Source organism: Streptomyces solincola (assembly GCF_002982015.1).
GTDB classification, from domain to species: domain Bacteria; phylum Actinomycetota; class Actinomycetes; order Streptomycetales; family Streptomycetaceae; genus Streptomyces; species Streptomyces solincola.
Map to the genome: position 1 here is coordinate 1 of NZ_PVLV01000162.1, position 9,986 is coordinate 9,986.

Below are 9,986 nucleotides of genomic sequence, written 5' to 3' on the forward strand. Positions count from 1 at the left end.
GTGGGCGTGGGAGTCGGGGTCGGGTCCGGGGAGGAGCCGACGGCGGCCACGATGTCGTTCAGCAGGGTGGTGTTCGCGTCCAGGCCGAGCAGCGAGTACATCATCGCGCCGGCCAGGCCGCGGCTGCGGCCGTACTCCGCGCGGGCCTGGATCGCCCGCTTGTCCAGGCCGGTGAAGAACTCGCCGTCCTTGTAGAAGTACGCGGCCTTCGCCTCGTCGTCCCAGAAGGTGGTGGCCGGGTTGTCGACGATGCCGCCCAGCTCCTTGTAGTGCGCGATGCCGGCCTGCTGGCTGAGCGGGCGGGCGGCCGATGCGCCGGTCGCCGAACCGCCGAGGCCGTTCTTCGCCCCGGCCGGGACGCCCTTCCAGCCGCGGTAGTAGAACTCGTAGCCGAGGGTCAGCTTGCCGGCGGGGAAGCCGCCGGTGACGCCGTAGGCGGGGTTGCCGTCGATGTAGGCGTCGATGGCGTTGTCGACCGAGTACTTCTGGGCGCCCGGCTTGATCGGGTCGGTCGGGTCGGAGGCCGGGGAGTACAGCGGGGACTGGTGGTATGCGGGCCCGTCGCCGTCCCAGGCGCCGTGCATGTCGTAGGTCATGATGTTCGCGTAGTCGAGGTACGCGCCGATCTTGTCGGTCTCGATGTGCTTGATCTTGTCCTGCCCGGCCGGCAGGGCGGCGGTCAGCAGGTACTTCTTGCCGCCGTTGGCCGCGCCGTGGGCGTCGAGCTGCTTCCGGAACTCGGCCAGCAGCAGGGTGAAGTTCTGCTTGTCCTCGGGCCCGTAGTGGTTGCCGAGGTGGCCGTCGGGCGAGCCCGGGTACTCCCAGTCGATGTCGATGCCGTCGAAGATCCCGGCGGCGGAGCCGGGGCCGCCGAAGCCGCCCTCGACCGGCAGGTCGCCCTGGATGTACTGCTTGATGCAGGAGGAGACCAGCTTCTTGCGGCTCGCGTCGGTCTTGGCCGCGTCGTGGAAGAACTTCGAGTAGGTCCAGCCGCCCAGCGAGATGTTGATCTTCAGCTTGGGGTACTTGGCCTTCAGTTCCTTGAACTGGTTGAAGACGCCGGTGATCGGCTGGTCCCACTTGTCGGCGACGCCGTCCACGCTGTCGGCCGCGCTGAAGGAGCGCTGGTAGTCGGCGTAGGAGTCGCCGGCGCCGTCGCCCGCGTTGGGGTTGGCGTCGTCGCCCGCGGCCTTGTTGGCCATGAAGCAGGTGAGGTCGGTGGGGTGGATGTTGCCGAACGAGTAGTTCAGGACGTCCAGTTTGCCGGCGATGCCCCGGGTGTCGAGGTGCTTGGGGTAGAAGGCGTTGCCGTAGACGCTCCACTGGTCGTAGTAGGCGATCTTCACCCCGCCGGAGGCGGGCGCGGCGGCGGCCCCCTGGGCGGACTGCGCGGAGGCGGTGCCGGCTCCGGCGAAGCCGGCCAGCGCGCCGGCGGCGAGTGCCGCGCCGGTCAGCGCGGCGATGAGGGGTCTGCGGTGGTGCACGAACGGCCTCCGAGGGGCGTGCGGTGTCCGGCGGGGGGATCCACAAGTGCGGTCCGGTGGAGGCAGATTGCCGCCGGGTGAACGGGGCGTCAATGGTCCGAACCAAACAAGGACTAGACCACTTGGAACGGAAAACCCCTCGTCAGGGCGGTGCCGGGGCACGGGAGAACCGCCCGCCACCCATGGTGACGAGCGGCTTAAGGTTCACTTAGGGATCTTGTGCACCCGTTCCCGAGCCGGAACCAGTCCGCCGGGTCAGCCGGCGTCCGGCAGGCCGTAGGCGTCCGCGATCAGCTCGTAGCTGCGCAACTTGGCCGCGTAGCCGTGCACGTTGGACGTGATCATCAGCTCGTCCGCGCCGGTGCGCTTGCGCAGCCCGTCCAGCCCGGTCCGGACCTCGTCCGGGGTGCCGTGCACCACGTCGCCCAGCCAGCCCTCCACGAAGTCCCGCTCGATCTCACTGAACGGGTACGCCTCGGCCTCCTCCGGCGTGGGGACCAGCCCGGGGCGTCCGGTGCGCAGCCGCACCATGGACAGCGCCCCGGTCAGCACCTCGCGGCGGGCCGCCCGCTCGTCGTCTGCGGCGAACGCGGAGACGCCGATCAGCGCGTACGGGGCGTCCAGCACCGCCGAGGGGCGGAAGGAGTCCCGGTACAGGTCGAGCGCGGGGACGGTGTTGCGGGCGGAGAAGTGGTGGGCGAAGGCGAACGGCAGCCCGAGCGTGCCGGCCAGCCGGGCGCTGAAGCCGGAGGAGCCGAGCAGCCACACCGGCGGCCGCCCGGTCGGGCCCTGCACCGGGCCGGGCACGGCGTGGATGCGGGCGTAGCGGTGGGCGTCGGGGAAGTCGTCGTCCAGGAAGCGGACCAGCTCTGCCAGGTGCTCGGGAAAGTCTTCCGCTCCCTCCCGCAGCCGGTCGGTGCGGCGCAGGGCGGCGGCGGTGGCCCCGTCGGTGCCGGGGGCGCGGCCCAGGCCGAGGTCGATCCGGCCAGGGGCCATCGCCTCCAGGGTGCCGAACTGCTCGGCGATCACCAGCGGGGCGTGGTTGGGCAGCATCACGCCACCCGAGCCGAGCCGGATGCGGCTGGTGTGGGCGGCGAGGTGGGCGAGGATCACCGCCGGGGAGGACGAGGCCACCCCGGGCATGGAGTGGTGTTCGGCGACCCAGTGGCGGTGGAAGCCGCGCCGCTCGGCGAGCTTGGCGAGGGCGACGCTGGTGGTCAGCGCCTGGGTAGCGGTGCCGCCGCTGCCCACGGTGACCAGGTCGAGGACGGACAGCGGCACCGGCGCGGAGCCCCGGGCCGTGCCGTGGATACCGTGCGGTCCGGCGGACCCTCCGTCCGCCGCGCCGTCCCTCCTGGCGTTGTCGTCGCTCACCGGTCTGACCCTCCTGCGCGGAAAACACGTACCGCAGGTGCAGAACAGGAGGCTGTCTCCGGTTATTCCCGGACGGCGCCACCCGAGGTGGCTCCCGGCGCGCGGCCGTACGGCTCCGGCGCGCTCACTCGCGTACGGCTCCCGTCTCGTCGCGGCGGGCGAACAGCGCGCCCAGCTCGTCGGACCAGGCGCCGTGGCGTTCGGCCAGGCGCAGGCCCTCCCAGACGGCGACCTGGTTGGCGGTGAGGACCGGCTTGCCCACGGCCGCCTCCAGGGCGGGCAGCTCGCCGACCGTGTGCACGGCCGTGCAGGGCACGAGGACGGCCTGGGCGTCGGGGTGGTCGGCGGCCCGGACCAGCTCCAGCAGCTTCCCGCCGTCCCAGGCGGCGGCCTCGGCCGCGGCGGTGACGCCGGCCGCGCGGGAGGCGACCACCTCCAGGCCGGCCTCCGCCAGGAACGAGCCGAACCGGGCGGTGGCGTCCTCCGGGTAGATCGCGGCCACCGCGACCCGCTTGGCGCCGACCGCTCCGGCGGCGTGCGCGAAGCCGAACGAGGCGCTGGACGCGGGCAGTCCGGCGCTCTGCGCGAGCTGCCTGACCTGCTGCTGGGCTCCGTCCCAGCCGTGCGTGAACGAACCCCGGGTGCTCGCCCACACCACGGCCTCGGCGCCGGAGAGCCGCAGCTCCTCCATGCTCGCCGCGAGCCGTTCGGGGGCGCCGGTCTCCCGCACCGCGTCGGCGCCGGGAGCGCCGCCCTCGTCCGTGTGGACCACCGTGATCCGTACGCCGGTGAGCAGCGTCTCGATGCGGGGGTAGTCCTCTTCGGCGGCGTGCCCGGGATAGAGCAGCCCGACCGTCGTCATGTCACAGCCTCCCGTCCTCAGGGCCGCGTCCTTGGCGTCGCGACCGTGCCCATGGTGACCGGGCGGGGCGCGGATGAGCGCACCCGTCGGCTGACGGCTGCCCCGCGTTCCCCCGGATAGTCCTGCGCCGCCGGCCCCCGAGGACGTCCCGGCTCCGCCGACCGGCGCCGGCCGACGCCCGCCGATCGGCAAAACGGCGCTTATGGTGACGAGTTCGGTGGCGGCGGCGGGACGAAGGACACGGTCCGGTATCGGTGCGCCGCCCCGGCGGCATGGCGTGATCGCGCTCGGGTAGCTGCGCGGCCATGTCTCGAACAGTTCGAAAAGAGAGTCCGAGAACACCGACGCCACCCCGGTCGCTGTCGCGCCGCCGCACCCTGCTGCTGGGCGCCGCCGGCGCGTTCGGGGCGACCGCGGCCACCGCCGGGTGCAGCCGGGTGGCGTCCGGCGACACCCTGGAGCGGCTGAGATCCCAGGGCTCCGTCCGCCTCGGCATCGCCGGCGAGGTGCCCTACGGCTACGTGGACGAGCAGGGCGAGTTCACCGGTGAGGCGCCGGAACTGGCCAGGATCGTGTTCCAGCGGCTCGGCGTCAGTGGCGTCCAGCCGGTCGCCACCGACTTCGCCTCCCTCATCCCCGGCCTCAACTCCCAGCAGTTCGACGTCGTCTCGGCCGGGATGTACATCACCAGGGAGCGGTGCGCGCAGGTCGTCTTCAGCGACCCCGAGTACCAGATGCTCGACTCGTTCGTGGTGCGCAAGGGCAACCCCAAGGGCCTTCGTTCGTACGAGGACGTGGTGCGCGCCGGGGCCTCCTTCGCCACCGGCGCCGGCTACGCCCAGATCGGCTACGCCGTGGCGGCCGGGTACCCGGAGAAGGACGTCGTCATTCTCCAGGACCAGGTGGCCGGTCTGAACGCGGTGGAGTCCGGCCGGGTCGACGTGTTCGCCGGGACCGCGCTGACCGCCCGCGAGGTGGTGCGCAAGAGCACGCGCGCCGAGGCGACCGACGCCTTCGCGGCCGTGGTGGACGGCGAGAAGCGGGTGGACGCGGGCGGTTTCGCCTTCCGGCCCACCGACACCGCGCTGCGCGACGCCTTCAACACCGAGCTGCTGAGGATGCGCGAGAGCGGCGAGCTGTTCCGGGTGCTCAAGCGCTTCGGCTTCACCGAGGACGAGATGACCACGCTCACCGCCGAGGAGCTGTGCCGATGACCGCGGGACTCTGGCAGACCTGGGTGCTGCCCGGCATCTGGATCACCGTGCAACTGCTCGTCTACAGCGCGGCGCTGGCCGCCGTGGTGGCCTTCGGGGTGGGCATGGCCCGCACCCACTGCTCCCGGCTGGTGCGGGTCCTGGCCACCGTCTACACCGAGGTCTTCCGCGGCACCTCCGCGCTGATCCTGATGTTCTGGCTGTTCTTCGTGGTGCCGCCGCTGCTCGGCTGGCAACTGGTGCCGATGTGGGCGGCGGTGCTCGCCCTCGGCCTGTCCTACGGGGCGTACGGCGCGGAGATCGTGCGCGGCGCCCTGAACGCCGTGGCGCCGGCGCAGCGCGAGGCGGGGGTCGCGCTCAGCTTCACGCCGTGGCAGCGGATGAGGCTGGTGGTGCTGCCGCAGGCGGTGCCGGAGATGCTGCCGCCGTTCTGCAACCTGCTGGTGGAGCTGCTGAAGGGCACCGCGCTGGTGTCGCTGCTGGGCGTGGGCGACGTGTCGTTCGCCGCGTACCTGGTACGGCTGGCGACCCAGGAGAGCGCGCAGATCTATTCGGTGATCCTGGTCGTCTACTTCCTGATCGCCTTCGTGATCACGCGTTCCATGAAGGCGCTGGAGCGCCGTACCAAGGCGAACCTGGGGGTGGTGGCCAAGTGAACTGGGACTGGTCCGCGGTGGTGGACTTCCTGCCGCGCCTGCTGGACGGGCTGCTGGTCACCCTCCAGGTGCTGGTGCTCGGCTCGCTGATCTCCTTCAGCCTGGGGCTGGTGTGGGCGGCCGGGTTCCGCGCGTCCAGCAGGCTGGTGCGCTGGCCGGTGCAGGCGGTCACCGAGTTCGTCCGCACCACCCCGCTGCTGGTGCAGTTGTTCTTCCTGTTCTTCGTGCTGCCTGAGTGGGGCGTGCAGTTCTCCGCGTTCACCACCGGCACGATCGCGATCGGGCTGCACTACTCGACGTACACCGCGCAGGTCTACCGGGCGGGCATCGACGCCGTGCCGGCCGGGCAGTGGGAGGCGGCGACCGCGCTGAGCCTGCCCGCGCACCGCACCTGGTTCGCGGTGATCCTGCCGCAGGCGCTGCGCCGGGTCGTGCCGGCGCTCGGCAACTACGTCATCGCCATGCTGAAGGACACCCCGCTGCTGGCCGCGATCAGCGTGCTGGAGCTGCTCCAGCAGTCGCGGCTGGAGAGCGCCGCCACCTTCCAGTACACCGAGCCGCTGACGGTCGTCGGCGTCGCCTTCATCCTCATCGCCTGTCCGGCTTCCCTGCTGGTCCGAACCCTGGAGCGCCGCCTTGCCCGCTGAGACGCCCACCGACCCCCGCACCTTCGGCGCCACCCCGCCCGAGCGCGCCCGCGACGAGATCATCCGCTTCGAGAACGTCACCAAGAGATTCGGCGACAACACCGTCCTGGACGACCTCTGCTTCTCCGTGACGTCGGGAAAGCACGTCACTCTGATCGGCCCGTCCGGTTCCGGGAAGACGACCATTCTTCGGCTTCTGATGACGCTGGAGGAACCGGATTCCGGAATCATCCGGGTGAACGGCGGGCAGCTCTTCCCGGCGGACGCGAAACACCGCCGGGAGGTGCGCAAGAGAATCGGCATGGTGTTCCAGCAGTTCAACCTCTTCCCCAACATGTCGGTGCTGCGCAACATCACCGAGGCGCCGGTGCGGGTGCTGGGACTGGGCAAGGACGAGGCGGAGAGCCGCGCCCGGGAGCTGCTGGACCTGGTGGGGCTGGCGGACAAGGTCGACGCCCGGCCCGCGCAGTTGTCCGGCGGCCAGCAGCAGCGGGTGGCGATCGCCCGGGCGCTGGCCATGCGCCCGCGGGTGCTGCTGCTGGACGAGGTGACCTCCGCGCTCGACCCGGAGCTGGTCGCCGGCGTGCTGGACCTGCTGCGGGACATCGCCCGGTCCACCGACATCACGATGCTCTGCGTCACGCACGAGATGAACTTCGCCCGGGACATCTCGGACGAGGTGTTCATGTTCGACGGGGGCAAGGTGATCGAGTCCGGACCGCCGGAGCGCATCTTCACCGACCCGGCGCACGAGCGCACCCGGGACTTCCTCGGCGCGGTCCGCTGAGCCGGCCCCCGGGCGCGGTGCGCCGGGGTCCGCCGACCGCGGCCCTGACCACCTCTTTCAGCCTGCCGTAATGCCTGAGGCATATGCCATTCGTCCCGCCCCAGCGTATGACCGTGGGGCGGGACACTTTTCTGCCAACGCGGCCCCCCGGAACGGGCCTTGGCGGCTATCGTGGTGGGGATGCATGCGGTCACAACCTGAGTGGGGGGAAACCGTGGCGCTGAAGCCCGAGCCGACCGCGCCGTTCCATTCGGTGCACTACGCCCTGCGCGTTCTCGAAGCGGTCTCCCGGCACGGCGGCGGAGTGACCGACGCGCAGATCGCCCGCGAGACCGGACTGCCCGCGGCCCACTTGCGCCCCCTGCTGCTGATGCTGCGCCGGGAGGGGTACGTCGAGCAGGTCGGCGACGGCGCCTACGTGGTGGGCGACTCACTGGTGCTGATCGGCTCCGGCGCCACCCGGCCCGAGGCGCTGGCGGTCAAACTCCAGGACACCCTGGCCGAGCTGCGCGACTCGGTCGGCGCGGCGGTCTACATCAGCCGCTACATCGACGGCGAGGTCAAGATCACGCAGATGGCCGACGGCCCGCACGCGCCCAAGGTCAACGAGTGGGTCGACTTCCGCTCGGCCGCCCACGCCAGCGCGGTCGGCAAGTGCCTGCTCACCCAGCTCGACCGGGACGGTCGCCGCGACCACCTCTCCCGGCACAAGATCGCCCGGCTCACCTCGCGGACGATCACCAACGAGCGGGTGCTCTTCTCCAAGCTGGACAGCCAGCCGGCGACGGTCCCGGTGCTCGACCTCCAGGAGTACGCCGTGGGCACGGTCTGCGCGGCGGTGCCGCTCACCGCCGGTTCCGCGGTCGGCTGCCTGGCGTTGTCCATGCCGATCGAGCACGCCCACCGGCTGCGCTCGGCCGCCGACACCCTCAACCGCAGAGCCGCCGGTGGTGCTCTCCCTCGCCATCTGAGAACGGCGCGGAAACAGCGGGACCGACCACGGAGAAGGCCCCTCGCGCTGCGCGCGAGGGGCCTTCTCTTCGTCTGTGCGCCGCCAGGGACTCGAACCCCGGACCCGCTGATTAAGAGTCAGCTGCTCTAACCAACTGAGCTAGCGGCGCCTGCTGACGAGATTAATACTACCCGGTCCGCGGGGGTGGTCCTGACCACCCCCGCGGACCGCTGTCCGGCAGCCGGCGGGCGGCTCAGAACTGGACGTCGGAGCAGGCGTAGAAGGCGTTCGCCGTGTCGGCGACCGTCCAGACGGCCAGGACCAGGTGCTTGCCGGTCTTGCCGCTGGGGAAGGTGCCCGTGTGCGACAGCGTGGCCGGCGGCTGTTGGTTGTACGGGATGGTGAGGAACGGCTGCGGGTCGAGCGCGGCCCGGGTGAGCGGCTTGGTGCGGTCCCAGCCGTTCTTGGTGATGTAGTACTTGAAGTCCGAGGTGCGGTGGCGGGCGGTGAACTGCCAGCGGAAGGTGTAGCTCTGACCGGCGCTGACGTTGGTGGCGGGCCAGTTGCCGCCGCGCGGGTCGTCGAGCTGGGCGAACGGCCCGTTGCCGCCGGCGCAGATCTTGCCGTCGGCGGGACCGGCTGCGGGGAAGCCCTTGAGGCCCTCGACCGACTGGGGCTCCCACTGGATGTTGCCGCAGTTGGTCACCGTGCCGTTGGCACAGAGCTTCTGGCGGCTGATCGGGGAGTCGGTGTAGCCGTGGCTGCTGGCGCTGCCGGTGGCCATGAGGGACACCCCGGCCACGCCGAGGGCCACCAGGGCGGTGCCTATCTTGTGTCGCATGCTGTCGCTCCAGACAGAACGTGGGGGAGGTTCGCGGAGGTCGCGGAGTGCGAGATTCCGTGGTGCACGCGTGCGGTGGTGCGCTCGCACCCGTGGGAGATGCGGACACACCGGTGGGGATGAACGGCGCCGTCGCACCGTTGCGGTCTAGACCAAGTCCCAATGTATGGATGCGGATTCAACATGTCCATACCAATCACGGGCCTTCCGGCAGACCACCGCGTCCCGTGTAGAACGCCACCGTCAGGTCCTTGACCAGCGACTTGCGGTCGTAGTCGTCCAGCTCGACCAGACCACGGGTGGTCAGACGGTGGACCATGTCGTCCACGGCGTCGACCACGGACGTCAGCACGGTGTCCCGGTGCCGGGCGTCGATCGACGCGATCCGCGCCCGCTGCATCGCGGCCGCGATCTCCGGCGCGTACTCGATCCGGGTCGGCTGCGCCGAGAACACCTCCACGCCGACCGGAGCGCACTCCGCGACCAGCATCCGGGTCAGCGCCTCCCCCACCGCCTCGGCGTCCCGCAGCGTCGGCGCGTCCTCGTGGAAGGCGTCGGCCGGCAACTGCGACAGCACCCGGGCCATCGCCGCCTCCACCTGCTCGCGGAGATACCGCTCGTGGTCGGCCACGCCCAGCGCCGCGCGCACGGTGTCGCGCACCCGCCACACCACCAGCACCACCACCCGCAGCGCGGTGCCGTTGGCGTCCACCGCGGGCAGCGGCTCGCTGCGCCAGTGCCGCAGCCGCACGTCCACCCGGCGGCGCAGCAGCAGCGGGCTCACCCACATCAGCCCGGTGCGCCGCACGGTGCCCCGGTAGTCGCCGCACAGGGTGAGCACCCAGGCGTGTCCGACCCGGCCGCGGGCCAGCCCGCCGAACGCGAACAGCACCACCAGCACACCGAGCGCCAGCACCGCCCACACGGCGAGCGGAAGGCCGTGGAACGGATACCGGGTCAGGCCCAGCATCCGGGCCAGCTCGTCCGGGACCGCGCCGGTCCGCCACAGCACGGCCGCGCACCCGGTCGCCGCCACCGCGCCCACCGCGGCGCCCGCCCAGCCGGGCAGCACCGGACCGGGCCGCTCGGCCAGAGCGGGGTCGGCGCTCGGCGCGGGCTGGCGGGCGGCGCGGTGGGCGCGGTGGCGGCGACCGGGGGCGCGGCCGTGC

Annotated in this window: 9 protein-coding genes, 1 tRNA gene and 1 pseudogene; 5 read left to right on the forward strand and 6 right to left on the reverse strand. The window is 71.7% G+C overall.

The annotated features are described in order from the left end of the window. The 3 genes from C6N75_RS12525 to C6N75_RS12535 form a co-directional block, all read right to left on the reverse strand. Positions 1-1,484: glycoside hydrolase family 18 protein (locus C6N75_RS12525; RefSeq protein WP_105868957.1), on the reverse strand; the 1,484-nt coding region annotated here is incomplete at its 3' end. A 255-nt stretch (positions 1,485-1,739) separates the two neighbouring features. Continuing rightward, on the reverse strand, positions 1,740-2,858 hold the full coding sequence (locus C6N75_RS12530) for an LLM class flavin-dependent oxidoreductase (protein WP_105868958.1): 1,119 nt from the start codon (positions 2,856-2,858) through the stop codon (positions 1,740-1,742). Positions 2,859-2,982: 124 nt separating this feature from the next. After that, positions 2,983-3,720, reverse strand: coding sequence for a maleate cis-trans isomerase family protein (locus C6N75_RS12535; protein WP_105868959.1), 738 nt, complete (start codon positions 3,718-3,720; stop codon positions 2,983-2,985). 305 nt (positions 3,721-4,025) lie between these two features. On the opposite strand from C6N75_RS12535, the gene ehuB reads away from it, so the two are divergent. The 5 genes and pseudogenes from ehuB (at position 4,026) to C6N75_RS12560 (ending at position 7,995) form a co-directional block, all read left to right on the forward strand. After that, positions 4,026-4,934, forward strand: coding sequence for an ectoine/hydroxyectoine ABC transporter substrate-binding protein EhuB (ehuB, locus tag C6N75_RS12540; RefSeq protein ID WP_105868960.1), 909 nt, complete (start codon positions 4,026-4,028; stop codon positions 4,932-4,934). Next, positions 4,931-5,590, forward strand: coding sequence for an ectoine/hydroxyectoine ABC transporter permease subunit EhuC (gene ehuC, locus C6N75_RS12545; RefSeq protein WP_105868961.1), 660 nt, complete (start codon positions 4,931-4,933; stop codon positions 5,588-5,590). Before ehuB ends, ehuC begins: the two co-directional genes overlap by 4 nt. Then, positions 5,587-6,237, forward strand: a complete 651-nt coding sequence (gene ehuD, locus C6N75_RS12550) for an ectoine/hydroxyectoine ABC transporter permease subunit EhuD (protein WP_105868962.1) — start codon at positions 5,587-5,589, stop codon at positions 6,235-6,237. Before ehuC ends, ehuD begins: the two co-directional genes overlap by 4 nt. Before the next feature lie 58 nt (positions 6,238-6,295). After that, complete coding sequence (gene ehuA, locus C6N75_RS12555; protein ID WP_258177379.1) at positions 6,296-7,024, forward strand: ectoine/hydroxyectoine ABC transporter ATP-binding protein EhuA; 729 nt, start codon at positions 6,296-6,298, stop codon at positions 7,022-7,024. Between the two features lie 214 nt (positions 7,025-7,238). Beyond that, a pseudogene (locus tag C6N75_RS12560) lies at positions 7,239-7,995 on the forward strand (IclR family transcriptional regulator). Between the two features lie 76 nt (positions 7,996-8,071). On the opposite strand, the gene C6N75_RS12565 reads toward C6N75_RS12560, so the two are convergent. From C6N75_RS12565 to C6N75_RS12575, 3 genes are all read right to left on the reverse strand, one after another. Continuing rightward, positions 8,072-8,145: transfer RNA gene (locus tag C6N75_RS12565), tRNA-Lys, on the reverse strand. 84 nt (positions 8,146-8,229) lie between these two features. Then, positions 8,230-8,817: a lytic polysaccharide monooxygenase auxiliary activity family 9 protein gene (locus C6N75_RS12570; protein WP_105868964.1), complete on the reverse strand. Its 588-nt coding sequence runs from the start codon at positions 8,815-8,817 to the stop codon at positions 8,230-8,232. A 196-nt stretch (positions 8,818-9,013) separates the two neighbouring features. Then, the coding region (locus C6N75_RS12575; protein ID WP_258177377.1) for an SPFH domain-containing protein at positions 9,014-9,986 on the reverse strand (973 nt) is incomplete at its 5' end.

Coding starts and splice junctions, on each gene's coding strand:
- C6N75_RS12535 (WP_105868959.1), bottom strand. CDS start 3,720: ATGACGACGGTCGGGCTGCTCTATCCCGGGCACGCCGCCGAAGAGGAC.
- ehuB (WP_105868960.1), top strand. CDS start 4,026: ATGTCTCGAACAGTTCGAAAAGAGAGTCCGAGAACACCGACGCCACCC.
- ehuC (WP_105868961.1), top strand. CDS start 4,931: ATGACCGCGGGACTCTGGCAGACCTGGGTGCTGCCCGGCATCTGGATC.
- C6N75_RS12570 (WP_105868964.1), bottom strand. CDS start 8,817: ATGCGACACAAGATAGGCACCGCCCTGGTGGCCCTCGGCGTGGCCGGG.